This window comes from Bryocella elongata (assembly GCF_900108185.1).
In the GTDB taxonomy this organism is placed as follows: Bacteria; Acidobacteriota; Terriglobia; order Terriglobales; family Acidobacteriaceae; genus Granulicella; species Granulicella elongata.
Genome location: NZ_FNVA01000001.1, coordinates 1333673 through 1358363 on the forward strand (window position 1 = coordinate 1333673; position 24691 = coordinate 1358363).

Genomic DNA, 24691 nt, shown 5'->3' on the forward strand with positions numbered 1-24691 from the left:
TCGAGATAGCTTCAGGCTCCGAGCATAGGCTCCGGATCCTGCTCTGGAAAGGACTTCCTGCGCCAGATGGCGTAAACCGGCAGCCCCAGAAGTACGAGGATCAGGCCGGGCCACGTGTATTGCGGCTTATATCGCAACAGTACAACACAAATCCACGCCGCCATCACGATATAGAGCGCCGGCAGCACGGGGTACCCGATCGCCTTGTACGGCCGCGGAGCGTCCGGCCGCGTACGGCGCAGGACGAAAAGCCCCGTAATCGTGAGGATATAGAACACCAGCACCGCGAAGATCACATAATCCAGCAGGTTGCCGTACTGCCCGCTTAGGCACAGCAGGCACGTCCACGCGCACTGCATCCACAGCGAGTTCACCGGCACGCCGGTCTTGGGGTCCAGCTTCCCAACGGATTTGAAGAACAGCCCGTCCTGGCTCATCGCGTAGTACACCCGAGCGCCGGCGAGGAGCATCCCGTTGCAGCAGCCGAAGGTAGAAACCAGGATCGCGCCCGCCATCAGCTTAGCTCCCACACTACCAAACGCCGCCTGCATCACGGCGGTAGCTACACGGTCCTGCGGTGCATGTGCGATCGCCTCGAGCGGAAGCACGCTGAGGTAGACGAAGTTGCAGGCGATGTAGAGCACCAGCACCGTGCCCGCACCAAGAATCAGCGATAGCGGCAGGTTGCGCTTGGGGTTCTTGATCTCTCCGGCGGTGAAGGTGACGTTGTTCCAGGCATCGGAGCTGAACAGCGAGCCGACCTGCACGACAGCGAGGCCGATAGCGACATTGAAGACGATCTCACCAAGGTGCGCGCGGGGCCAGGGTCCTTCACCCATATATGTGCCCCTGATGGCATTGTGAAACCCGAAAGATCCCAGGCTCCAGAAGTTGCCGCGAAAGTTCGCCTCAATCGCTTGAAAATCCCAAAAGAACAGACCTACCGCGATCACCGCCAGCAGCGCCAGCACCTTCGCGCTGGTAAAGACGTTCTGCACCGCCGCGCCCGCCTTCACGCCGCGCGTGTTCGTCCAGGTCAGTAGGATGACGATGACGATGGCCGTCAGGTTCGCTGTGCTCAGCCCCACGTTCCCCGAGCCTACGTGCCAGATCCAGTTCGTCTGGCTCACCGACGGAAAGAACACGCCAAGAAACTTGCCGAAGGCCACGCCGACCGCAGCGACCGTCCCTGTCTGGATGACGAGGAACAAAGTCCAGCCGTAGAGGAACCCCCACAGCGGCCCCAGCGCTTCGCGCAGGTAGACATACTGGCCGCCCGCCGTCGGCATCATCGCCGCCAGCTCGCCGTAGCTCAGTGCGCCGATCAGCGTCATCGCCGCCGTCACCAGCCACGCGGCGATCAGCAGCGCCGGCGACCTCAGCGTCCGGCTCATGTCCGCCGAGACGATGAAGATGCCCGACCCGATCATCGACCCCATGACGATGGTCGTCGCGGAGAACAGACCCATCCCCTGGACCAGGTGCGGCTGTTCGCCGGAGGGCTGGCCGGGCTCTTGCATGGAAATCGTGGACACGTTGACTCTGTTGTAACAGCCGGGCCCGGCGGAACGCCAGCAACCCCGCCCCCGTGCTTCAGGCCGGGCGACAACCCCCTGTATTTGGAGCGCGCCGGGAAGCGCCCTGGGGGAACCCAGAATGGCTGGAACCGCCCCTGCATCCTCCGCGTACAAACCATCACACCCGTCCGCCTGAAGGAGCCTCATGCCGCGTCTGGTCCTCTCCGCCCTGTTCCCCCTCGCCGCACTCACGCTTTCAGCTGCAGCCCAGCAGCCCGCGTCCCTCACCGGTACCTGGTCCATCGCCTTCGACTACCACGGCACGCCGTCGTACTGGGCGCTCCACCTGACGGACACCGGCGGCAAGCTCACCGGCGACCTCGACGGCGACAAGCTGGAGGGCAAGCTCGATCGCGGCCACGTCACCTTCCACGCCATCGATCCCCGCGGCGGCTATGAGGACGTTGACGCCACCGTGTCCGCAGGCAAGATGACCGGCAAGGTGACCTGGAAGGAGGTCGGCAGCGACGAGATCGGTACCTACGACTTCACCGCCGTCCTGCCTCAGCCCCACACGGGCCCGCCGCAGCGGCATGAGTTCGTGCCCACCGAGTTCCATCGCCAGTTCAGCGCGCAGACGCCGCCCGTGATGCACATCTTCCCCGGCGACACCCTCCACACCACCACCGTCGACGCCGGCGGCTTTGACGAGCACGGCAAGCACCGCAGCACCGGCGGCAATCCTGAGACAGGCCCCTTCTACGTCGAAGGCGCGCTGCCCGGCGACACGCTGGTCGTGCACCTCGTTCATCTCAAGCTCAACCGTGACACCGCCATCTCCGACGATGGCGTGGTGCCACGCGCCACCAGCAACCACATGGTGATCGAAGGCAAGGACCTTGGCGACCAGGTGACCTGGAAGCTCGACCGCGAGAAGGGCGTTGCGACCTCCACCAAGCCCGGAGACCACCTGAAGCCCTACACCGTGCCCATGAAGCCCATGCTGGGCTGCATCGCAACGGCTCCGCCCGCATGGCAGGCGATCCCCACCGGCGACTCCGGTCCGTGGGGCGGCAACATGGACTTCAACGAGGTCGTTGAAGGCAATACTGTGTACCTGCCGGTCATCAACCCCGGCGCGCTGCTTTACATTGGGGACGGCCACGCCGCACAGGGCGATGGCGAGCTCAACGGCAACGCCCTCGAGACCTCCATGGACGTCGAGATCACTGTTGATCTCATCCACGGCCACGGCCCTAACTCGCCGCGCGTGGTCTCGCCGGAGAAGATCATGGCGATGGGCCTTGGCGGCTCGCTGGAGGACGCGCTGAAGGCCGCGACCGACAACATGTCCCGCTGGCTCGCGGAGGATTATCACCTGAAGCCGAGCGAGATCGCACAGGTGCTCGGCACTGCAGCGGAGTACCACATCAGCGAGGTCGCGGATCGCAACGCAGGCATCGTGATCGAGCTGCGTAAGGACCGGCTCGCCACCATCGACAAGGACGCGCCCGAGACCAAGAAGCCCGAAGCGAAGTAGACGGCGCTAGCGACTGCGCAGGAACGTAATTGCCGCAGCCTTGAAGCGACGCGACTCGAACCATGGCGAGGGCCACGTGCGGAGCGAGAGCAACATGTAGCGCCGCTCCGTGACGTGATCCTTCACCGAGCGCGCCGTCATTGACGCACTGAAGGCCTGGTGCGCGATGGCACGCCGCCGCCACAGCCAGCGCGAGAGCCCCATCGTGCCACGCAGCAGCGTGCCTTCGAGGATCTGCTCGAAGTCGCGATAGACGATCTCCACCTTGCTCGAAAGCCCTGTCGAATTCACGCGATAGTTGGTCAGAGGTTCGTCGACGGGCAGCAGCGGACCGACGTCGGCCAGGTCCTTGGCCAGCACCCAGTCCTCGCACCCATGCCGCGTTTCGTTGAAGCCACCGATGATGACGAGCGCACGGCGCCGTGCCATCAGGCACGAGGGCGTGAGGCTCGGATTACACGTACGCAGCCGCTCGGCGACGCGGGATTGCCCCATCGCCGCCTGGTTCCAGACCTTGCCCGAGTCCTCGTCGTACATCCTGAGGCCGGTATAGCTGGCCGAGGCCGTCGGGTTGGCATGCAGAGCCGCGGCCTGTCGCTCGAGCTTTTCGGGCTGCCACCAGTCATCCGCATCGAGCCACGCGATAAACTCCGCCGTGGCCGCTCGAATCCCCGCATTGCGCGCAACCGATGGGCCCCGGTTGGCCTGGCGGATCAAGGTTACGCGGCCGGCATACCGTTCGGTCAGCAGGGCCAGCGTTCCGTCGGTCGAGCCATCATCGATCACGAAGATCTCGACAGGCTGCAGCGTCTGTGCAAAGACACTGTCCAGCGCACGGCCGATGAAGTTCTCCCCGTTGTAGACCGGAATGACAACGGCAATCGCAGCAGTGACCGACATCAGGAGCTAAACCTCAAAAGGACTTCGTGGCAGGAAGCCCGTTCAGTGTAGCCGCTAGCAGCATCGCAACGTGCGAGCCAATCTCCCGCCCTCCGGCAGGCAGCAAAGCTCCAATCACAGCGACCGAGTCCGCGCCCGCAGCCAGAACTTCAGGCGCACGCTCCTGCGTGATGCCACCAATCGCCACCAGCGGCTTCGCCGTCAGCGCGCGCACCGCACGCACGCCTTCGAGCCCGGTGACCGGCTCGGTGTCCGTCTTCGAGGTGGTGGCATACACCGGCCCCACCGCAATGTAGTCGGCGACGCTCGCGTCTGCTTCGCGAATCTGCTCCTCGTTGTGCGTGGAGACGCCCAAAATGCGGTCGGGACCGATCACCCGCCGCACGGCCTCCGGCGACATGTCGGTATGGCCCACGTGCACCCCGTCCCACTCCGCCAGCACGGTAAGATCCGCGCGGTCATTGAGGATCAGCGTCGCGCCACTGCCTGCGAAGATCGCCTTGATCTCCGCAGCGGCATCCAGCACCTGCTGCGGACTCCCCTGTTTGTCGCGATACTGCAACAGCACCACACCCGCAGCACGGAGTTCACAAGCAAACGCGCCAACCGCAAGGCCGCGGCGGTCCAGCGTCTCGCGGTCGACAATTGCATAGAGCCTCGAAAGTGGAAGACCGTTCTTCAATGCCTTATCCTTAGCTCGATACAGGAGTGTGCGTTCGTTGGACTACGAGATCGTACGGTCGGAAGCGGCCACCGAAGACGACATGCGCGCCATCGTTGTACCGCTCATCGCGCACAACGAGCAAAGTGCGCCTCCACTCAACTCAGAGAACCTCGCGCTGCTGATTCGTGACGCCGAAGGCAAGACTATCGGTGGACTCTGGGGACGCTTCGGGTACGACTGGCTCTTTGTCGATTACCTTGCCGTCCCCATGGAGCTGCGCGGTACGGGCATCGGTACGAAGCTCCTGCAACAGGCCGAGCAGCTCGCCATCGAGCGCCACTGCGTCGGCCTGTGGCTGGATACCTTCTCGTTCCAGGCCCGCCCGTTCTACGAACGGCTCGGCTACCAGGTCTTTGGCGAGCTCGAGGACTACCCTCGCGGCCACTCCCGGTACTTCCTGCAGAAGCGCTTCCGCTAGAGCTGCGGCTACTTCGCCGCAGCCTTGCATTCCTTTTCCTTCTCCAGGAACCGCTCCATGAACTTCGTATCGAAGTCCCCGGCGCGGAAGCCTTCATCGGCGAAGATGCGTTGGTGCAGAGGGATCGTCGTGAAGATGCCCTCGACCACGAACTGGCTCAGCGCGCGCTGCATCTTGTTCATCGCCTCTTCGCGATTCTTGCCGTGGCAGATGAGCTTCGCGATCATCGAGTCGTAGTACTGCGGCACCACGCCTTCCTGGTACTGCGCGGTATCCACGCGCACGCCAAAGCCACCGGGCACATTGAACGCAGTGATCTTGCCCGGGCTCGGCGTGAACTTCTCCGGATGCTCGGCGTTGATGCGGCACTCGATCGCATGGCCCACAATGGCAGGCTTTTCGGGAAGGATGTCCGAGAGCTTCTCACCCGCGGCGATGCGCAGCTGCGCCTTCACCAGGTCGACGCCGGTAATCATCTCGGTGACGCAGTGCTCCACCTGGATGCGCGTGTTCATCTCGATGAAGTAGATCTCGCCGTCCTCGTCCATCAGGAACTCGATGGTGCCGGCGTTCCAGTAGCCGATGTCCTTGAGCGACTTCTCGATGGTCTTGCCGAGCTTCTCGCGCAGCTTCGGGTTCACCTGCAGCGACGGAGCTTCTTCGATGAGCTTCTGATGACGGCGCTGGATGGAGCACTCGCGCTCACCCAGCGACATCACGTTGCCGTGCTCATCGGCCAGCACCTGGAACTCGATGTGGCGGGGCCGCTCGATGAACTTCTCCATGTAGAGCTCGCCGTTGGAGAAGGCGTTGAGTGCTTCGGTCGAGGCCTGCGCAAACATCGCGGGCAGCTCCTCGGCCGTCCGCACGATGCGCATGCCGCGACCACCGCCGCCCGCGACTGCCTTCAGGATCACCGGGTACTTGATCTTCTTCGCGGTCTCGAGCGCTTCATCCGTATCCTTGAGGACGCCGTCGGAGCCCGGCAGGATGGGCACGCCCGCGTCCTTCATGGTCTGGCGCGCGGTGGACTTCTCGCCCATCATGCGCGTGACCTCAGGGCGCGGCCCGATGAACTTGATGTTCGACGCCCGACACACCTCGGCGAAGTTGGCATTCTCCGAGAGCAGCCCATAGCCCGGATGCACGGCATCGGCTCCTGCAATCTCCGCCGCCGAGATCACGGCGGGGATGTTGAGGTACGAGTCCGACGACTTCGGCGGCCCGATGCAGATGGCCTCGTCCGCGAACTTGACGTGCAGGCTGTTGCGGTCGGCCTCCGAATACACGGCGACCGTGCGGATGCCCATCTCCTTGCACGCATTGATGACGCGGAGTGCAATCTCTCCGCGATTTGCGATCAATACCTTACGAAACATTTCCTACCTTTACCTTTGGCCGCCGCTCGAACCAAAGCATGAACGGCACGGCTATCAATGCGGTAACCCATGACAATGTAGCGAACGACTCCAACGCCATAACCCCGAGTGTTCCGCCGGGATAAGGAGCCTCGCGAAGGCGCTTCGCCCACGCCTCCATCGATTCGCTGTCCGCGCTACGAGTAACGTCTTGCGCCATCGAGTCACCAGAAGAACTCTGAGCCCTGGGCCCTAAACCCTTGGCCCGCTTACTACTTCACCGCGAACAGCGGCTGCCCATACTCCACCGGCTGGCCGTCCTTGACGAAGATCTTCACGACCTCACCTGCCGCGTCGCTCTCGATCTCGTTCATCAGCTTCATGGCCTCGACGATGCAGAGGACCTTGCCCACCGACACCTGGTCTCCCACCTTGGTGAAGGGATCGGCTCCCGGCGAAGCTGCCGAGTAGAAGGTGCCCACGATCGGGGACTTCACGATGTGTGCTCCATCCTCCGGAGCCGCGGCTGCAGCCGCCGGAGCATGATGCGCCGCTGCCGGAGCGTGCGTGATGTTCGCCGCCATCGTGGCCCCGCCGGTCGACGCCATGGGCACATGGGCCGGGGCCGCGTGCGATGCGAACAGGCCGGCCAGCGCCGACGGATCGATGCCCGCGGATGGATGCACAATCGCATTTGCGAACTTCAGCGAGACCTTCAGATCGTCCCGCTCCATCTCAAACTCAGCGATGTCGTTGGCCTTCAAGAACTCGACCAGCTCGCGCAATTCCTTCAAATCTTCACCAGACGCCATGTAGTTCCTCTTCACACTTTCCGGGATCCTGCGGTCTCCTGATCACTCTCACCGCACTCAATCCCAATTCCTGCTCTACAGCTCGATCCACGCCTTCGGGCTCGCTTCCGTGAGCACCTCGTGGCCGGACTCTGTCACCAGCACCATATCTTCGATGCGGACGCCGAACTCCCCCGCCAGGTACGCTCCGGGCTCGATGGTGATGACCATCCCCGGCTGGAGCTCCTGCTTCTGCCCCGTTGCGATGCGTGGTCCTTCGTGGATCTCCAGCCCCACACCGTGACCGGTGGAGTGGCTGAAGGCCTTCGCCAGTTTCGCCCGGCGCAGTACCTCCCGGGCAGCCTCATCGACCTCACCACAGGTGACGCCGGGCCTCACCGCCCGGACCGCAGCCTGTTGAGCTTCCAGCACCGAATGATACACGTCCCGCTCCCGCTGACTCGCCTTGCCGAGGTGCACGGTGCGCGTCATGTCAGAGCAATACCCGCCCAGGATGACCCCAAAGTCGAGTGTCACGAAGCCGCGCTTCGGCAGCTTGTCGACCCCGGCACGATGGTGCGGACGCGACGAACGCGGCCCTGACGCCACGATCGTCTCAAAGCTCATCGCCTCCGCGCCGCTGCGGCGCGCCTCCACCTCGAGAGCCAGCGCGATCTCGGCCTCGGGCACGCCCGGAACGATCTGCGGCAGGATCGAGTCAAAGAGCCTGCAGCCCAGAGCGGCAGCCTTGCGCATGCGGACGATCTCCGGTGCGTCCTTCACCTCGCGCAGCCTGGCGACCAGCCCCGGCTGGGCTGCGAAGAAGCTGCGCCGTATGTTTCCGGGAACAGCCAGCTTCATCGCTTCCAGCTGCGCGACCGTGGTCTGCGCAGAGTCGTATGCCGCCTTGGTGACGCCCTGCAGGCTGAGCCACGCCGCGGCCAGCGTGGCGGGAGCCTTACGCTCGATGACGATCTTCAGCCCCGGAGCTTCAACCTTGGCCTGCTCCGTGTACCGGCCGTCGGTAAGCAGCACGGCACGGGGTGCGGAACGGCTGCCCCGCTTCAACGGTGCTGGAGCGATGGCCACGGCTCCGCTGGAGCCCGTAAATCCCGTCAGCCAGCGAACGTCCGGGGCGTGGCTGGCGAGAACTCCGCCCGCGCCCGCAGCGAGTGCGGACTCAAGCGCCTGACGTCGTCTGTCAACCTCGTGCATCCCTTCATTTTACCTTCGTTCAGGCTCTTTCGAGAGCCTCTTGTACGGCTGTGGCACATGGCCGCCACTGCGCCGCAAGGGGCCGTCCCGGTATGATGTCTTATGCCCGATCGTTTTGACCCGGGGGCGCAGTTGCGTTTCTCTCCAATGACCCGCCGCGCCTTCCTGATCGGAGGTTCGGCCCTCGGTGCATCGCTGGCCCTGTACGGCGGAACCTGGGCGCGCCACGATCTCCAGGTCACGCACCGGCAGGTCGCGATCCAGGACCTCCCGGATGCTTTTGTGGGCTTCCGGCTGGTCCAGCTCTCCGATATCCACCTCGTCGAGTACACCGAACCATGGTTCCTGGTCGACGCCGTGAAGCGGATCAACGAGCTGAATCCGGACCTCGTGCTCCTCACCGGAGACTTCGTCAGCCGCGGCCCCCTCTCGGACCCTACCGCGTGGCATGCCGCCGGTGTGGCTGCCGAGATCCTCAGCACCCTAAAAGCGCCGCAACGCTTCGGCGTCCTGGGCAATCACGACGTCGGCGTGGGCTCGCAGCATGTCATCGCGCCCCTGGAAGCCCACGGGACTCCCATGCTGGTCGACAGCTACGTCGCCCTGGAGCGCGGGCACGATCGCATCTGGCTCTGTGGCACGGACGATGCCGGAATGCGCACCCCGGACCTGAACCTGGCTGTCCCCAAGCTGCCCGATGTCCCGGTAATCCTGATGGTCCACGAGCCGGACTACGTGGACACAGTCGTGCAGCATCCCCGCTTCCCGATGATCGACCTGATGCTCTCCGGCCACACCCACGGGGGCCAGGTTCGGCTCCCCTTTGCAGGGCCGATGGTGTTACCCCCCATGGGCCGGAAGTATGTCGAAGGAGCCTTCCAGTTCGGGCACATGCAGTTGTACGTCAACCGGGGTCTCGGAACCGTGGGCCTGCCGATGCGCCTCAACTGCCCGCCGGAGATCACCCACATCACGCTGACGCGCGGCACGCCGGGAGCTTCTGGCGAAGATTTGACCGAGAAGACTTAGCGAACCGCGCGCACCGGCTTCTTCTTCGCCGGATCGACCATCTCGATCGGTGCAGCCGAGGTCACTCCGCTCTGGCGATCCATCCAGTCGTCCAGCAGGCTCTTGCGGAAGCGCCAGCGATTGCCGAGCTTGAAGGCCGGCACGAAGTTCTCTGAAGCATAGCGGTACAAGGTGTCGCCGCTGATGCCGAGGTAGTCGGCAGCCTGGCGGATATCCATGACCTCGCGGACAGCAGTGGGGTTCGAAGCGGCATTCGGCATGGGGTCGTCTCCAGTTCGGGGGAATCTTCCGGGATTCCCCGGTGCGTTTCCTGTTGTACCGGCTTTTCCACAGGCGGGCAAGTGGATTCCTCACCCAACTTTCCATCGCACCTCGGCCTCTATTGCCGAATTGGTAAACCCTTCAGCCCCAGCTATTTGACCCAAGCCCGCGAAGGCACCCCCGCGGCCCTACTCCCAACGCTCCCACCAGCGGGTAATCAGCGGCTGGCCTGCCACGATCTCCGTCGGCTGGCCAGGCTCCGGCAGCCACAGCGGCAGGTCCCGCTCCCCTGCGATCTCCAGCATGCGCTCCACAGGCTGTTTCCAGGCGTGCAGCGCCAGGTTGAACAAGCCCCAGTGGATCGGCATGAACAGCCCCGCGCCCCCTCCACCGCCGCCCTTAGCCGCGAGCGCAGCGGCCATCTCCGTGTAGGCGCGCGTAGCGTTGTCGGGGCCGAGGTGGATGTTCTCCCAGAGCGGGTTGGAGGCCCCGATCTCCAGCATCACCAGGTCCAGCCGGTCGTATTGCGCCGCAATCTCCGCAAACCCGGGCCAGTAGCCCGAGTCCGCGCCAAAGTACACGCGATGCTCCGGGCCTTCGAGCACAAACGAGCTCCACAGCGTCGTGAAGCGGTCGCTTAGCCCGCGGCCGGAGAAGTGGCGTGAGGGCCACGCGGTGATGCGGAGAGCCGTGCCGCCGCCGGCTGCGGGGATCTCGGTGCTCTGGGTCCAATCCAGTTCGGTGATCCGCGAGGAATCGACGCCGAAGCGGCGCAGACGCTCCCCCACGCCCAGCGACGTCACCCACCGCGCCCGGGCCGTGTTGGGCAGTTTGGCCAGCTTCGCGTGCGTGTGGCTGCCCAGGTGGTCGTAGTGATCGTGCGAGACAAGCACGACGTCCAGCGGCGGCAGGTCCTCCAGCGCAATCGTCGGGGCAAAGAAACGCTTGGGGCCGAAGGACTGCGTCGGCGCCGCCCGATCCTCCCAAACGGGATCGATCAGCACGCGGAAGCCGTCGATTTCGATCAGCTGGCAGGAGTGCCCAAACCACGTCACCCGAAGACCGCTCGCGGGAGCCGTCGCATAGACCTCAGCCGGTGTGGGGAACGGCCCGAGAGGCCCTTTCGGCTCGCGATAGGCCTTGCCGCGGTTGAACAGGAACTCCGGCAGCACCTTCCACATGGTGCTGAAGCCGCCAATCGCGGTGGGTACGGGGTTCTGGAAGAGGCCTTTTTCTTTCCTGGCTCGCGCAAGCATCGTCATGGATGGAAATTGGATGCTCGACAACGCTCGTCGTAGCAGTAAGTTCATTGTGGGACAGCAGGATGCGCCCAGCTGTGCAAAAGTCGTCCTCCGCCAGACAACGGAAGACGATAGCCTGCCGATAGTCCTCACCCATGAAGCAGGTCCTCTTTCTTTCGCGAATCGCCGCTGAATCGACACTCCAGACTCCCGGAGTTCAGGTTTCCGGCACCCAGGAACCCTCTGAGTTGCTGTTGAAGTTCCAGGCTGCCCGCAGCCGGCACTCGGCCTGCGGCGTCTCCAGCGTCATGGTGCGCCAGGGCGATCACCTGCTCGGGGTGCTTGAGGGCGGACTAGCCTACGTCGACCGCGTGATGGCCGCACTCGCCAAAGATGGCCTGCTGAATGAGCTCCATGTACTCGCCGACAAGCCGATTCTGTGCCGCGAATACTCCGAGGTGGCCCTCAGCCTCATCGAGGTGCAGACGCTCTGTCCTGCACCGTCGTGGGCCTCAAAGGACCTGAGCACCATCGATCTCCGCAGCGCAAAACGAATCCTGAAGAGCCTGAGAGCCTTCCACGGTCTGCACGCCGCTCCGGTCCGAGAGTCCCATCTCCGGTCCGTGCAGGTCGGCCCCCTCAGGGCGTAGTAGCGAATAGCGAATCACCGGAGGCGACTCCAGCGCTTACGAGACAGGAAGCCGAAGTAGAAAGGGGAACAGCTCGTGGCTGTTCCCCTTTTCTACTGGTCTTTAACGACTCCCAATTCGCTTACTCCTTGTACATCCCATCGATCTGCGCCTTGTACTTCTCGTAGATCACACGGCGCTTCAGCTTCATGCTGGGGGTCAGTTCACCCTCCTCGATGCTCCACTCGTCGGGCACGACCGTCACCATCTTGATCGACTCGAAGTGCGCGAGGCTGCCGTTCACCTTGCCGACCAGCTCCTTGTACATCTTCTGCACCTTCACGTCCCTGGCCAGGGCAGCTCGGTCTGTGGCAGCGACGCCATTCTCCTTCGCCCACTTCTCCAGCATCTCGAAGTTGGGCGAGATCAGCACGCTGACGAACTTCTTCATGTCGCCGATCAGCGCGGCCTGACCGATGATGCTGTTGGCCTTCAGCTTGTTTTCGATGGGCTGCGGCGCGATGAACTTGCCGCCCGAGGTCTTCAGCAGCTCCTTCTTGCGATCCGTGATCGAAAGGAAGCCGTCCTCGATCTTGCCGATGTCGCCGGTCTTGAACCAGCCATCTTCGGTGAACTCCTTCTTCGTCGCTTCCTCGTTGTTCCAGTAGCCGATGAAGACCGAGGGCCCCTTTACCTCCAGCTCACCATCGGAGGCGATGCGGGCTTCCATGTTGGGGATCACCTGGCCGACCGTGCCCGGCCGGTACGCCGCGAAGGTGTTGCGGGAGATCACCGGAGAGGTCTCGGTCATGCCGTACCCCTCGAAGATGCGAATACCCATGTCGAGGAACCACTCGGTGGTATCGATGCCCAGCGGAGCTCCGCCGGCCACGTACAGCCGTGCCCGATCGCCGAACGCCGCGCGCACCTTCGAGAACACGAGTTTGTCCGCCAGCCGGTAGCCCAGAGCGGTCGGCATGATGCCCTTCATGACCTCGGCACGATGTGCCTTGCCCTGCCCCAGCGCCCAGTTCAGGATCGTCTTCTTGAAGCCATGGGATTTGTGCTCGATCGCAGCGCGCAGTTTCTCATAGACACGCGGCACAGCCAGGAAGACCTCGGGTTTGATCGACTGCATCGCCGCGGGCAGGCCGTTGAAGCTGGGCAGATACGCCAGCACGCCGCCCAGGCCGTAGAGGGCGTAGTCGAGGTGGCGCGCCGTGACGTGGCTCAAGGGAAGGAACGAGATTGAAAGGTCGCCCTTGCGGATATCGAGGTTGTCGGTCGAGTGGCGCATGTTGGCTGCCATGTTGCCATGGGTCAGCATCACGCCCTTGGGTTCGCCCGTCGTGCCGGAGGTGTAGATGATCGAGGCCAGATCCTCGGGCTTGACCGAGGCCAGCATCGCATCAAAGGCCGCGTCGCGCTCTTCGAGGCCCGGAGCGCCCTCCAGCAGCTTCGTGAGGCTTTCGGCTCCCGCAAACTCACCCGGATCGAAGACGACGACGCGCTCAAGCGAAGGAATCTCGCCTGCCGCCACGATCTTTTCGTACTGGTCCTTCGACGAAACGAAGATAGCCCTGGCGCCGGAGTTCTTCAGCATGAAAGCGATCTGATCGGGCGTCAGCGTCTGGTAGAGCGGCACATCGACCGCGCCCATGGAGAGGACCGCAAAGTCCACAACCGCCCACTCCCAGCGGTTCTCGCTGATCAGCGCGACGCGGTCCCCATGCTGGATTCCCCAGCCTTGCAGCACCTGCGCGAGCGCACGAACCCGCCCGTACATCGTCTTCGCAGAGATGTCCTTCCAACCGCTCCCATCCTGAACCTTGGCAGCGGTTCCCTCACCCCGGGCAGCGATAAGTGCAAAGACGTCATTGATGGTGTTTAGCTCAAGCACGACAAACTTCCTTTCCGGTTGAAGCCGCAGGCAGTTACGAACCGCCCGATCTGTGACCGTCTCATGCTACTCGCAGAGATGTTCCAAGTTCGATGCCATCGGCCGGGGGAGGATGCCGCTACGACGTCCAAAAGACATTTGGCCGCATGAAACCTCCCCCGCGCCCCATGGATCAGCCTGGAACAGCACCACGCTGGATTGAAGGTATCGGTCTGCGTCGCTCTGCAGGAGGGCACACCACACAGTTCCTGAAGTGCACCATATGGTCGCAGCGGAATGAGGGAAGCTGCGCGCGATCAAGCCGCAGCTCTCGAATCTCGAAGGCTCGAACGCACGAGCGCAGGTGTGTGGATCCTGCTCAGTTCGAAGCAGGCGGCGTAGTGGCTCCCGTGATGTCCGTCTTCGCCATCTTCGGAAAGTACCCGGTGCGGGTGCGTACCTGAAGGTTGCGGAAGCCCTTTTCCTTGGCCTCGACGTGGATGGTGCGATAGCCGCCGAGCTCCGGCGCCTTGGTCGAGTGGTAGGAGATTGTGTACTGCGACCGGATGTCCTGCGCCACCTCGTGAGTGATGCCGTCGACTTCCTTGAGGGACTTCGGGAAGTAGGCCTGGCCGCCGGTCTGCAGCGCGAGCTCTGTGAGCACCTCGCGGGCGTGCCGGGCCTCGCTGCGGCTCACATCCTCGCCGAAGAGCAGGCCGATGCAGTAGATCGCGGGGCCGTCGAGATCCTGCACCCGGCGGATCGTCGTCTCCAGCGAGGCGCTGGAAGCGTTGTCCTCGCCGTCGGTCACGATCAACAGAACCTGCTTGGGCCGCTTGGCGTTCTTGGCCAAATAGTCCGCAGAGGCGATCACGGCGTCGTAGAGCGCCGTGCCGCCCGTGCTCTTGATGTAGCTGAGCCCCTGCTGCAGCTTGCCGACATCATTGGTGAAGTCGGTGTCGAGGTAAGGCTCGGAGCTGAAGTCGACCAGGAACGCTTCATCCTGGTGGTTGGAGAGCTTCACCAGGTCGAGCGACGCCGCATCCACCGAGGTCCGCTTGTCGTACATGGAGCCCGAGCTGTCGATGAGCAGGCCGAGCGAGACGGGAAGATCCTCGTGCCGGAAGCCAACAATCGTCTGCGGAACACCGTCCTCGTAGACGTGAAACGCGTCCTGCGGCAGTGAGTCCACCGGCTGCCCGCTGGAGTCGATGACGCTGGCGTTCAGCCGCACCTCATAGGCATTGGTGCGCAGGGTGAACTTGCCGTTCTCGCGCGTCACCTCCCCGATGGACGACTGCGGTGCTCCAGCCGGGGCCGCCGCCGGCGCAGCGTCCCCCTCAGGCAGCGGCACAGGGTCTGCGTCCACGGTCAGTGGCCGACGATTTTGCGCAGCCTGGGACGCGGGAACCTGAACTCCTGCCGCCAGCACGGCCGCCGGAACTGAAAAAAGCACAGCGGTGGCGAGCAGGGCTCCCACCGGATGAAGCCCAGGCCGCAAGGTGCGGGCTGGCTTCGAATTTTTACTGCGACGGTGCATAGTACCCCTCGCGACTGTGCACCATGAGCGCCGGGAGCCCCGGCGGAGGCAGCAATCGCACCTTCAATTTACGCCACGAAGCATCGCGGCGGCGGTCCGTGGGCGAGTACCCAATCACGTACTCGTTGCGAAGCTCTTCACTGATGCGCTGCGCGATATCTCCAAGGTCCTGCATATCGTAGACGGTGAACAGGCGTCCTCCTGTACCTTCGCAGATTTCCTTCAGCAATACCGGGCCGAGTTGTTCTTCCTCGGTGGGCGCATAGGAGTCGAAGATTCCGATGGAGTAGATCTGCACCTCGCTTTCCCGGATCACGCGTTGAAGCTCCCCTTCGGTGTAGCGGCTGCGGTTGTCACCGCCGTCGGAGATGACCAGCAGCGCTTTGCGGTCGTACTTCGCGCTCTTCAGTTTATTGATGCCGAGATACATGGCATCGATGAGTGCGGTGCGCTTCTCCGGATGCAGCATCACCATACGAGCATCGACGTCCTCAACATCCGAGGTGTAGTCCACGATGATTGCTGGACGATCGTTGAATCCAACGACGAAGAACTCGTCCTTGGGGTTGCATGTACGCAGAAATTCGGTGAGCGCTTTGCGGGCCCGCAGGAACTTTGACTCCATCGACCCGGAAAGGTCGAAGACGATCCCGATGGAGATCGGCGCGTCCTCCGTGCCGAAGGACTTGATGGTCTGCGGAACGTTGTTGTCGAAGACCTGGAAGTTTTCGCGCTCGAGACCGGTCACCAGCCGGTTCATCGGGTCCGTCACCGTCAATGGCACCAGCACCAGGTTCACGTTGACCCGTAGTGGGGCTCCCGGGTTGGCAGTCCCTCGCGCCGCCACGTTTCCATCCACGACAGCCGGAGGTGCATCTTTTGGCGGCGGGGGCGGGGGCGGCGAACTGGTGTGCGCGTCTCCCAGGGGATTCTCCTGTGCCCGCAGGAACGGGCCCATCGCACAGCTGATCAGTAGAAATGCGATCCAGGAAAACGAAACCCAACTTGACCGGAGACAAACGAGACGAGCAAACACCTGCCAGGCTGACCCGAGCTGCAACATAGTGGCTCCCCAACTGCGTCCGCCGCTCCCGTTGAAGAATCGAGGCTCCCTTCGGTCGCAGTCGACCCCAAAGGAGCGCGCGGGTGAGCCTCAACGTACCACAATTGCCGGTCGATGCCACAGGCACGTCCCCCCCGTATCGCGATGAGTGCCCCTCCGGTCCCGATCGCGACGCGACCCAACACAGCCATGCGGATTCCCTTCCCCGGTTGGAACATCCGCCACGGCAACGCCGTCGTACGATGTGCACAGCCAAAGGGGGCGAAGGTCCTCATCCGCTTCGCACCATGCCAATTCTTGTGCCCACCTCCGAAAGCCAACCCGTCACCACCCCCGCCGGCCCGCTGCAAGCCATCCGGGCTCGTGCCGGGAGAGCGCTCGGCCGCGCCGCTCACTGGTGCGAGCGGCACCCCGGCTGGTTGATCGCGGTGATCTTCCTGCTCTACGTTCCCGCAGTGTTGGACGCCTCTCGCCACAAACCCCTCTGGCACGACGAGCTCTACACCTACTTTCTGGCCAACGCCCCCACCGTGAAGGCCATGCTGGCGCAGTCGCGCAGCTTCGATCTCAACCCGCCCCTGATCTACCTCGCGACGCGGGGTTCCCTGCACCTGTTCGGCCAGGGCGCCTTCGCCACACGGCTGCCCGAGATGCTCGCCTTCCTCGTGGCCCTGCTGGCGCTCTTCGGCTTTGTGCGCCGCCGTATGGGTGCGCTCTTCGCCTTCTTCGCGGTCTGTGTGGTGATGCAGAGCGATATCTTCCAGCTAGCGACCGAAGCCCGCCCCTATGCGCTGATGTACGCCGGCTTCCTCGTAGCCCTGCTGGCCTGGCAGAAGGCGACCGACGGCCCCGCGGAACACAACTCGCGCCGCTGGGCGCTGGCGGTACTCCCTCTCGCTGTGGCGGCGATGCTCCTGAGCCACGTGTTTTCCCTTGCGCCGCTGGCTGCGCTCATCGCCGCAGAGCTCTTCCGCTCGCTGCGGTTGCGCCGCTTCGACTGGCCGGTTCTCCTGGGCCTGCTGCTGCCACTGGCGCTCACGGTGCTCTACGGTCCGCTGCTGAGCAACCACGGCGCTGCGCTGTATCCGGCGGCCTTCCAACCCTCCGGCGACGTCATCTTCGCGACGTACATCCATGCCATCGACCGCGAGATCATCGCCCTGCTGCTTACTGCCGCCGCTGTACTCGGCCTGCTGGGTGTCGACCACCTGCGCGGCGGCCCACCCAGTCATGGTCATCGCTGGTTCTTCACCCAGGCGGAGTGGTTCGCGCTGGGCAGCGTGCTGGCGCTGCCGTTGCTGCTGATGGTCTACCTTGCTATCCGGCAGGGAGCGTTCTTCGTGCGCTACGCCGGCATCATGGTGTGGGCAGTCGCAGTCCTGACAGCCGCTCTTCTCGCCCGCTGGACGATGAATCGCGAAGGCGCAGCCGCGGTTCCCGATCCCCGCGCCGCTCTGCTGGGCTCCATCATCGTGCTGCTCATGTCGGGCCTGCCCTTCGTCCTCCCCCAACAGATGACCGCCCACGAGCTCATCCCCACCCACGCCAACTCCGAGCCGAAGCCCGAGCCCTGCCAGGCCTGCGCCATTACGGCGCAGCTCGACCCGACCTTGCCACTCGTCGATGCCTCCGGGCTCGCCTTCGTCGAGATGAACCATCGCGAGAATGACGCCGTCCTGTCGAGGCTCTATTACCTCACCGACGCCGAGGCGAGCGCCCGCATCGCGCACGCCAACATCTTCGAGCGTATGCCCGAGGTCGTCCAGGCATTCGCCCTCCACGGACACAGCGAGCCCTACGCCGCGTTCATGACTCGGCATCGGCACTTCTTCCTCTTTGGCCAGCACGACTATCCCGAAGACTGGATCATCCCGAAGCTGATCGAAGACGGAGCGCGTCTGCAGTTCCTTCGCACCACGCATGACGGCTACTGGCACGACACCGAGCTCTACGAGGTCTGGCTCCCGTCGCAACCGGTTGCGACGACCCCGCTCCCACGGAAGCCGTAGCGCTCTCCTACCGCCGGTGCACGGCAATCTGGCTAGACTCAAGAGGTCGTTCCCCGGCGCGAAAACCTGCGCGCCGGCCGACTTTATCCTGCCCCATGCACACCTCTACCCCAGCCCCGCCGGTTGTTCAGGATGCCTCCGAGGCAACAGCGAGCAGCGAGACGCGCCGCGCTGCGTGGCTCGACGCGCGGGCTTCGTGGTGCGAGGAGCATCCCGGGTGGATGATCGCCCTGCTGGTCGCGATATATGTCCCGCTGGTCCTCGAGATCTCGCACCTCAAGCCGCTCTGGCATGACGAGCTGTACACGCTCTTCATCGCGCGAGCTTCGAGCGTGCGCGAGATGTGGGACCTCGCCCGTATCTACGATCTCAATCCACCATTGCCGTTCCTGCTGACGCGGGCCAGCTATCGGCTTCTCGGAGTCAACACGCTGGCCACGCGCCTGCCGGAGATGATCGGTTTCCTCGCCGCGCTGCTGTGCCTCTTCGCCATCGTGCGACGCCGCATGGGCGTGCTCTACGGTCTCTTCGCTGCGTACCTGCTGATGGCCAGCGTGATGTTCCAGCTCGCAGCGGAAGCGCGGCCCTATGGGCTGATGTACGGCTTCTTTCTCGCCGCGGTACTCTGCTGGCAGCGCTCCGCAGAGCTCTCCGTCATGCACCGCTGGCGCTGGCTCATCGCGCTCAGCCTCGCACTGGCCTGCCTCTTCCTCAGCCACGTCTTTGGAGCCGTCGCAGCCGCCACCCTCGTGGGCGCGGAGTTCGTGCGAGCCATCTCGCGCCGCCGTGTGGACTGGCCCATGCTCGCGGCTCTCGCAATCCCCTTCGGCGTCACTGCCCTCTACGCTCCGCTCTTCCAGAACCACCACACGGCGATCTATCCCGCGTCCTTCGTGCCTGGACCGGCGATGCTCCTGCAGTTCTATGCCTACTCCATGCGGCAGGAGTTCCTCATCGCGGTGCTCACCCTCATGGCTGTGATCCTCAGCCTGAGCCGCCATCAGATCAGCCTCGCGCGCCCATCCGCAGGGCCACGCTGGTCGTTCACTCCTGCCGAGTGCTTCCTGCTTGCAGGCGTCCTCGCGCTTCCGCTCGCGCTCATGCTGCTGCTCATGCATTCTCACGGAGCGTTCTACGTCCGCTACGGAAGCATCGCCAACTTCGCCTTCGCACCGATCGTCGCAGCACTGCTCGGTGGAATCACGCTGCGTTCTATCAACGGAGGGAGGAAGCTCGATCCCCGCGTTGCCTTGCTGGGCTGCATCGTCGCCATCTGCGCCTCCGATGCTCCCATGCTGATCCCGCGCGGCATCGCCGATGGTGGCATCCTGCCCACGCCCCTGCACGGCGAACCCAGGCTGCTGCCCTGCGATGCCTGCGCAAAGACCGCTGCACTCGATCCCTCGTTGCCGCTGGTCGAGGCGAGCGGTCTGGTCTTCGTCGAGATGAGTTATCGGGAGAACGACGCTACGCTGTCGCGGCTCTATTACCTCACCGACTCCGACGCGAGCGCCCGCATCGCGCATGCCAACATCTTCGAGCGCATGCCCGCCGTCGTGGATGCCTTCCATCTGCACAGCCACAGCGAAGCATACGCTGCCTTCACCGCACAGCATCGCCACTTCTTCGTGTTGGGCAAGATGGATTATCCCGAGGACTGGCTACTGCCGAAGCTGAAAGAAGATGGCGCCACCCTAAAGCTCCTCGGCCAGATGCGCGATGACTACTGGCGTACCACCGAGCTCTACGAGGTCACGCTTCCGAACGCTCCGGTCGCTCACTAGAACTGCCGCACGTACTCGTCATACAGGCCGATGCTGCGTGTGTAGTGGTAGTGCCGCCACTCATCGGCGAACTGCTCGCTCGTCAACAGGAACGAGATGAGGCTGTCGTGACGGTCCTCCAGCACCTGGCAATGAAGCTCCGAGTCGTGGCAGCGCGCGACCAGCACCACCTGGGGCTTCCAGCGATTGAGGTCGAATGCCTCACTGCTCGTGATCTCGAGGTATAGCTGTTCGCGTTGCGCGTCGTTCATCTGGTGCCGCTTTGGCACAGGCCAGTCGCCAGGCTGCGGGTAGGACACCCGCAACAACGCCGGCAGCAGCCACAGGTTGTTCATATGCTGCGCCCACTCCAACTGATAGCGCTCCACGGGCATCATGGCATCATCCACGGACGTGGTGAGGATGGCGACGGGCGTCCCCGGCGCGAGCTTCGCGAAGAAGCTCGGGTCAGGCTGCGTGATCTGGAAGGTATGGCCGGCGTTGAAGCCGCTCCTCGTGAAGCCAAAGCCGGCAAAATGGATCGTCAGCACGCCAGCCAGCAGCACGAGAGCCGCAGCCCCAACAGGAAACGCAGCAGGGACGTCTGCACGAACCTCGATCGCCCCCCGAGCAGCGACTCGCCCGTGCCGGGCAGCCTGCAGACGCTCCGCCAGGCCGAGAAGCTGCAGGACCACCGCGCCTGCGAAGAACGAGATGGCTGGAAGCTGCTGGTAATACCACCCCGTTCCCTGCACATAGTAAGCAACCGTCGCAGCGAGACCAGCGACCGTCAGCATCGTGATCGCCGGAGCGAAGCGAGCTTGCCGCTTGTGCTCCAGTCGCACGGAGCCCAGAGCCATCGCCAGCAGCACGTGCATCTCAACGGCTTCGACGAACAGCTCCACCGGCGTAAGATGGCCGATCGCCCAGTAGGTAAGCAGGTTCAGCGGCAGAGAATGCGTGAAGTACAAGGGCGTAAGCGATCGAATCGCATAGACGTATCCGGCTCCGCTAGCAACCAGCAGCCACGGCTCCGGACGAAGCAACCACGCCGCCCGTGCCCCGGCCCTGCGCAGCGACCGCAGCAGCAGTACCGCCTCCACGACCAGCGGCACAACCGCCAGTTGCACCTTGAGACACACACCGAGAGTCGCCAGCAGCACCGCACAAACTCGCAGCGCCCAGAACTTCTTCCCGGCAGACTTGCCTGGCAGCCACGCGGCAGCCATGAGCACGTACGGCAACAAGAGCAGAGCCGTCAAAGCGTCGCGCTGGCCAAAGTCTCGCGCCTCCGCGGCTCCAAAGATCACGATGAAACCGAACGCCAGCCACAGCCGGGCGTTCCAGCTGGTCTTCTTCACCGAGACCTCGAGCGCCCTCAGCGCCAGGATGGCCACGACGAGATCCAGCAGAATAACCAGCAGCTTCGCAACAAGCGTCGTCGCCACCGGTAATAACTCCGACAACTGCACCGGGATCGCCGACAACCAGACCACCATGGGCGGGTTCGAGTCGAAGACCTCTGGCCCATAGAGCCTAGCCCCACCCAGCCACCGCTTCGCCATCAGCAGGAACCACAGCTGGTCATGGCCGGCCGCTGGGACCAGCGCCAGCAGTGCGGTCATCATCGCCGCCCCCACGACCAGGGCCATCAGGGTCAATGTGAGGTTGCGGCCGGGGTGTCCGGTGTTCACTGCGCGAACTCCTCCGGGAAATCCAATCTCCCGTTGCATCGTGGAGCGGTGCGTGCCAGCATGGAAAGCCTCGTTTCTTTCTGGAGAGTATCGTGCCGGACTTCGCCAACGGAAAGATCTGCTACATCGAACTCCCCGCCTCGAGCATCGAGATCTCCTCCGCGTTCTACCGTAACGTCTTCGGCTGGCAACTGCGGACGCGCGACGACGGCTCGGTTGCCTTCGACGACGGCGTTGGCCAGGTCAGCGGAACCTGGGTGCTTGGCCGCGAGCCCAACAGCTCCGGGATGCTCGTGTACGTCATGGTCGATGATGCAGCCGCAACGGTTGCAGCGATCCGGGCACACGGCGGCGAGATCGTTCAGGAGATCGGCGTCCACCCGACAGAGACGCTGGCCTGGTTTCGGGATCCTGCCGGAAATGTGTTGGGCATCTACCAGAGCCGCTCCTAGCCGTTTCTTCGCCCCCTGCAGTCTCTGACGGGCGCATCACGCCACAGTGTGACGAATCTCACCGGGCTTTACGCCACGAGCGGTCTCCACTGGGCTGGTACTTTGCTCTTGATTGACCACCGTATGCGCGTGTGCTCTAATGCGCCCGGTCGATTTCAAGCACCTTTTTCGATCGTCTGCGCCGGAGACACTCCCCCGCAGCCGCCTTAGCCTGACCATCCTCTCCCTGACGTTCGGAGGAACTTCGTACATGCATGTTGGAGCACTCTCTGCCCTTCTAATGGCCCTTCAGGACGCGCCCGTCTCTCCCGCGCCCGCTACCGTCTCTTCTTCCGACAGCATCTGGCTCTGGATCGCGCTCGGCGTAGGCGTCCTCGCCCTGGTCGCGGCCCTGCTGCTCGCCAAGGTCGTACTCGCCGGCGACACCGGCACCCCGGAGATGCGCGTCATCTCGAACGCCATCCGCGAAGGCGCGGAAGCCTTCCTGGCTCGCCAGTACAAGACCATCGGCGTCCTCGCCGTGGTGCTCGCGGTCGTGGTCTTCTTCGGCTACTACATCTCGCCACGGACCCAGCCCTACGCCCTCAAGACCGTGATCGCCTTCCTCGTCGGCGCGGTTTGCTCCGGACTCGCCGGCTTCACCGGCATGTACGTTTCGATCCGGGCAAACATCCGGACTGCGTCCGCCGCGCGCAGCTCGCTCAACGGTGCGCTGCAGATGGCCCTCCGCGGCGGCGCCGTCACCGGCCTCGTTGTCGTAGCCCTGTCGCTCATCGGCGTCGGCGTGCTCTTCCTCGGCTTCGGTGGACTCACTGATCCCGTCGGCGTGCCGTACCAGCTTGTCGGCTTCGGTTTTGGAGCTTCGCTCGTCGCGCTCTTCGCGCAGCTCGGTGGAGGCATCTACACCAAGGCCGCCGACGTAGGCGCCGACCTCGTCGGCAAGGTTGAAGCCGGCATCCCCGAAGACGATCCCCGCAACCCCGCCGTCATCGCTGATCTCGTCGGCGACAACGTGGGGGACTGCGCGGGCCGCGGCGCGGACATCTTCGAGTCCACCGCCGCCGAGAACGTCGGCGCCATGATCCTCGGCGCGGCGCTCTATCCCGTCTTCGGCATCAAGGGCATCCTCTTCCCGCTCATCGTGCATGCCATCAACCTCATCGCGTCCATCGTTGGCGTCGCCGTCGTGAAGACCAACGACACCGAAGACCCGATGGCCGCACTGAACCGCGGCTTCTACGTCACCGCGGGCATCGCCCTCCTCGGCTTCGCCGGTGCAGTCAAGATGATGCTGAGCGGTCCCGAGGTCGCATGGGGCTGGCTCGTCGGCTGCGGCGTCGTTGGCCTTGCCACCGCCTTCCTCTTCGTCTGGATCACGCAGTACTACACCGAGAGCAAGTACCGCCCCGTGAAATCCATCGCGGAAGCTTCACTCACGGGCCCGGCAACCAACATCATCTCCGGCCTCGCCGTCGGCATGGAAACCCCCGCGATGCCGGTCATCGTCATCGCGGCAGCTCTCCTGCTGAGCTACTACTTCGGCACCCAGGCGCTGGCAGGCTTCCCCGGCGTCAGCGACTACGCCAAGGGCATCTATGGCACCGCTATCGCGACTATGGGCATGCTTTCCTGCGCGGCCTACATCCTCGCCATGGACACCTTCGGCCCGATCACCGACAACGCCGGTGGCATCGTCGAGATGTCTGAGCAGCCCGACTCCGTCCGCGACCGCACCGACAAGCTGGACTCGGCCGGCAACACCACCAAGGCGCTCACCAAGGGCTACGCCATCGGCTCGGCTTCGCTCGCGGCCTTCCTGCTCTTCTCCGCGTACCTCGAAGAAGTCCGCAGCATCGTCGCCGACAAGGTCGCCCACGCTGGCGCTGCCGGGGTGATGCCCGCAGGCTGGTCGTTCACCAACATCAACCTTGCCGAGATCCCGGTCTTCGCCGGCGCCCTGCTCGGCGCGATGCTGGTCTTCCTCTTCAGCTCACTCGCGATCAAGGCCGTCGGCCGCACCGCGCAGATGGTCGTCAAGGACGTTCGCGATCAGTTCAAGGAAAACCCCGGCATCATGGCGGGAACCAGCAAGCCCGACTACGCTCGCTGCGTTTCGATCGTGACCGGAGCCGCCCTCAAGGAGATGGTGCTCCCTGGCGTTCTGGCAGTAGGTCTGCCGGTAGCCGTCGGACTCATCTTCCGCAACTTCAGCTCGGTCTACAGCGCCGGCACCGGCGGTCCTGTCCCCACGATCAACGGCATCCCCGTCAATCTCGGCGGCGCGTCTGCGGTCGCTGGCCTGCTCATGGTCGGCACCATCGCGGGCATCCTGATGGCTATGCTGATGAACAACGGTGGCGGCGCCTGGGACAACGCCAAGAAGTGGATCGAATCCGGCCAGTACGGCGGCAAGAAATCCGAAGCCCACAAAGCCGCCGTGGTGGGCGACACCGTCGGCGATCCCTTCAAGGACACCGCCGGGCCATCGCTGCATGTGCTCATCAAGCTGCTGGCGACGATCACCCTGGTGCTCGCACCGTTGTTCCTCTAGGTCGCCACAGCTTCGCCGATCCACCACAGGCAAGGTGACCAGATCCGACCGCTGGAAGCTGTTGTAAGCTGCCACCAACGCGAGAGGCCTCAGACTCAGACGAGTCTGAGGCCTCTT

General features: G+C 64.0%; 20 protein-coding genes. 8 read left to right on the forward strand and 12 right to left on the reverse strand.

Annotation, left to right across the window (positions count from 1 at the left end):
* Positions 1-11: 11 nt before the first annotated feature.
* Positions 12-1520: an APC family permease gene (locus C4S68_RS05305; protein WP_103931898.1), complete on the reverse strand. Its 1509-nt coding sequence runs from the start codon at positions 1518-1520 to the stop codon at positions 12-14.
* Between the two features lie 202 nt (positions 1521-1722).
* Here C4S68_RS05305 and C4S68_RS05310 point away from each other — a divergent pair, with 202 nt between their 5' ends.
* A complete protein-coding gene (locus C4S68_RS05310; RefSeq protein WP_103931899.1) occupies positions 1723-3057 on the forward strand; it encodes an acetamidase/formamidase family protein in 1335 nt (444 codons plus the stop codon).
* Between the two features lie 6 nt (positions 3058-3063).
* Here the strand turns inward: C4S68_RS05310 and C4S68_RS05315 are convergent, their stop codons facing one another.
* On the reverse strand, positions 3064-3957 hold the full coding sequence (locus C4S68_RS05315; protein WP_103931900.1) for a glycosyltransferase family 2 protein: 894 nt from the start codon (positions 3955-3957) through the stop codon (positions 3064-3066).
* A 13-nt stretch (positions 3958-3970) separates the two neighbouring features.
* The gene (thiE, locus tag C4S68_RS05320; protein WP_103931901.1) at positions 3971-4639 is read right to left on the reverse strand and encodes a thiamine phosphate synthase; all 669 of its coding nucleotides are present in this window, start codon (positions 4637-4639) and stop codon (positions 3971-3973) included.
* A 37-nt stretch (positions 4640-4676) separates the two neighbouring features.
* Between thiE and C4S68_RS05325 the strand changes: the two genes are divergently transcribed.
* Entirely contained in the window at positions 4677-5099 is a 423-nt protein-coding gene (locus tag C4S68_RS05325) for a GNAT family N-acetyltransferase (protein WP_200821473.1), read from the forward strand.
* Between the two features lie 8 nt (positions 5100-5107).
* Here the strand turns inward: C4S68_RS05325 and accC are convergent, their stop codons facing one another.
* The 3 genes from accC to C4S68_RS05340 all read right to left on the reverse strand — a co-directional run bounded on the left by accC (position 5108) and on the right by C4S68_RS05340 (position 8463).
* Positions 5108-6478, reverse strand: a complete 1371-nt coding sequence (gene accC, locus C4S68_RS05330) for an acetyl-CoA carboxylase biotin carboxylase subunit (RefSeq protein ID WP_103931902.1) — start codon at positions 6476-6478, stop codon at positions 5108-5110.
* 251 nt (positions 6479-6729) lie between these two features.
* Entirely contained in the window at positions 6730-7269 is a 540-nt protein-coding gene (gene accB / locus C4S68_RS05335) for an acetyl-CoA carboxylase biotin carboxyl carrier protein (protein ID WP_103931903.1), read from the reverse strand.
* Positions 7270-7344: 75 nt separating this feature from the next.
* Positions 7345-8463, reverse strand: coding sequence for a M24 family metallopeptidase (locus tag C4S68_RS05340; RefSeq protein ID WP_103931904.1), 1119 nt, complete (start codon positions 8461-8463; stop codon positions 7345-7347).
* A gap of 102 nt (positions 8464-8565) precedes the next feature.
* Between C4S68_RS05340 and C4S68_RS05345 the strand changes: the two genes are divergently transcribed.
* Complete coding sequence (locus tag C4S68_RS05345) at positions 8566-9492, forward strand: metallophosphoesterase (RefSeq protein ID WP_103931905.1); 927 nt, start codon at positions 8566-8568, stop codon at positions 9490-9492.
* Here the strand turns inward: C4S68_RS05345 and C4S68_RS05350 are convergent.
* A complete protein-coding gene (locus C4S68_RS05350; RefSeq protein ID WP_235011365.1) occupies positions 9489-9752 on the reverse strand; it encodes a helix-turn-helix domain-containing protein in 264 nt (87 codons plus the stop codon). The two genes, C4S68_RS05345 and C4S68_RS05350, sit on opposite strands and share 4 nt — an antisense overlap.
* Before the next feature lie 189 nt (positions 9753-9941).
* Positions 9942-11015 carry an MBL fold metallo-hydrolase gene (locus C4S68_RS05355; protein WP_103931906.1) on the reverse strand — a complete coding sequence of 358 codons (1074 nt, stop codon included), beginning with the start codon at positions 11013-11015 and terminating at the stop codon, positions 9942-9944.
* 134 nt (positions 11016-11149) lie between these two features.
* Here C4S68_RS05355 and C4S68_RS05360 point away from each other — a divergent pair, with 134 nt between their 5' ends.
* A complete protein-coding gene (locus tag C4S68_RS05360) occupies positions 11150-11644 on the forward strand; it encodes a BLUF domain-containing protein (protein ID WP_103931907.1) in 495 nt (164 codons plus the stop codon).
* Between the two features lie 121 nt (positions 11645-11765).
* On the opposite strand, the gene C4S68_RS05365 is transcribed toward C4S68_RS05360, so the two are convergent.
* From C4S68_RS05365 to C4S68_RS05375, 3 genes are all read right to left on the reverse strand, one after another.
* A complete protein-coding gene (locus C4S68_RS05365; protein ID WP_103931908.1) occupies positions 11766-13523 on the reverse strand; it encodes an AMP-dependent synthetase/ligase in 1758 nt (585 codons plus the stop codon).
* A gap of 358 nt (positions 13524-13881) precedes the next feature.
* On the reverse strand, positions 13882-14856 hold the full coding sequence (locus C4S68_RS05370) for a VWA domain-containing protein (protein WP_235011366.1): 975 nt from the start codon (positions 14854-14856) through the stop codon (positions 13882-13884).
* A 169-nt stretch (positions 14857-15025) separates the two neighbouring features.
* Positions 15026-15889 carry a VWA domain-containing protein gene (locus C4S68_RS05375; RefSeq protein ID WP_235011367.1) on the reverse strand — a complete coding sequence of 288 codons (864 nt, stop codon included), beginning with the start codon at positions 15887-15889 and terminating at the stop codon, positions 15026-15028.
* A 503-nt stretch (positions 15890-16392) separates the two neighbouring features.
* On the opposite strand from C4S68_RS05375, the gene C4S68_RS05380 reads away from it, so the two are divergent.
* Together C4S68_RS05380 and C4S68_RS05385 are read left to right on the forward strand one after the other, a co-directional pair.
* Positions 16393-18114 (forward strand): glycosyltransferase family 39 protein, encoded by a 1722-nt coding sequence (locus tag C4S68_RS05380; RefSeq protein ID WP_160115003.1) that lies wholly within the window; start codon positions 16393-16395, stop codon positions 18112-18114.
* A gap of 221 nt (positions 18115-18335) precedes the next feature.
* A complete protein-coding gene (locus tag C4S68_RS05385; protein WP_160115004.1) occupies positions 18336-19898 on the forward strand; it encodes an ArnT family glycosyltransferase in 1563 nt (520 codons plus the stop codon).
* Here C4S68_RS05385 and C4S68_RS05390 read toward each other — a convergent pair.
* Positions 19895-21571 carry a hypothetical protein gene (locus tag C4S68_RS05390; RefSeq protein ID WP_235011368.1) on the reverse strand — a complete coding sequence of 559 codons (1677 nt, stop codon included), beginning with the start codon at positions 21569-21571 and terminating at the stop codon, positions 19895-19897. The two genes, C4S68_RS05385 and C4S68_RS05390, sit on opposite strands and share 4 nt — an antisense overlap.
* A gap of 92 nt (positions 21572-21663) precedes the next feature.
* Between C4S68_RS05390 and C4S68_RS05395 the strand changes: the two genes are divergently transcribed.
* Complete coding sequence (locus tag C4S68_RS05395) at positions 21664-22023, forward strand: VOC family protein (RefSeq protein WP_235011369.1); 360 nt, start codon at positions 21664-21666, stop codon at positions 22021-22023.
* Between the two features lie 250 nt (positions 22024-22273).
* Entirely contained in the window at positions 22274-24574 is a 2301-nt protein-coding gene (locus C4S68_RS05400; RefSeq protein WP_103931914.1) for a sodium-translocating pyrophosphatase, read from the forward strand.
* Positions 24575-24691 lie beyond the last annotated feature (117 nt).

Bases quoted from the DNA above. Each gene is read 5' to 3' on its own strand.
- C4S68_RS05305 (WP_103931898.1), bottom strand. From the start codon at position 1,520: ATGCAAGAGCCCGGCCAGCCCTCCGGCGAACAGCCGCACCTGGTCCAG.
- C4S68_RS05310 (WP_103931899.1), top strand. From the start codon at position 1,723: ATGCCGCGTCTGGTCCTCTCCGCCCTGTTCCCCCTCGCCGCACTCACG.
- C4S68_RS05315 (WP_103931900.1), bottom strand. From the start codon at position 3,957: ATGTCGGTCACTGCTGCGATTGCCGTTGTCATTCCGGTCTACAACGGG.
- accC (WP_103931902.1), bottom strand. From the start codon at position 6,478: ATGTTTCGTAAGGTATTGATCGCAAATCGCGGAGAGATTGCACTCCGC.
- accB (WP_103931903.1), bottom strand. From the start codon at position 7,269: ATGGCGTCTGGTGAAGATTTGAAGGAATTGCGCGAGCTGGTCGAGTTC.
- C4S68_RS05340 (WP_103931904.1), bottom strand. From the start codon at position 8,463: ATGCACGAGGTTGACAGACGACGTCAGGCGCTTGAGTCCGCACTCGCT.
- C4S68_RS05345 (WP_103931905.1), top strand. From the start codon at position 8,566: ATGCCCGATCGTTTTGACCCGGGGGCGCAGTTGCGTTTCTCTCCAATG.
- C4S68_RS05350 (WP_235011365.1), bottom strand. From the start codon at position 9,752: ATGCCGAATGCCGCTTCGAACCCCACTGCTGTCCGCGAGGTCATGGAT.
- C4S68_RS05355 (WP_103931906.1), bottom strand. From the start codon at position 11,015: ATGACGATGCTTGCGCGAGCCAGGAAAGAAAAAGGCCTCTTCCAGAAC.
- C4S68_RS05360 (WP_103931907.1), top strand. From the start codon at position 11,150: ATGAAGCAGGTCCTCTTTCTTTCGCGAATCGCCGCTGAATCGACACTC.
- C4S68_RS05380 (WP_160115003.1), top strand. From the start codon at position 16,393: ATGCCAATTCTTGTGCCCACCTCCGAAAGCCAACCCGTCACCACCCCC.
- C4S68_RS05385 (WP_160115004.1), top strand. From the start codon at position 18,336: ATGATCGCCCTGCTGGTCGCGATATATGTCCCGCTGGTCCTCGAGATC.
- C4S68_RS05400 (WP_103931914.1), top strand. From the start codon at position 22,274: ATGCATGTTGGAGCACTCTCTGCCCTTCTAATGGCCCTTCAGGACGCG.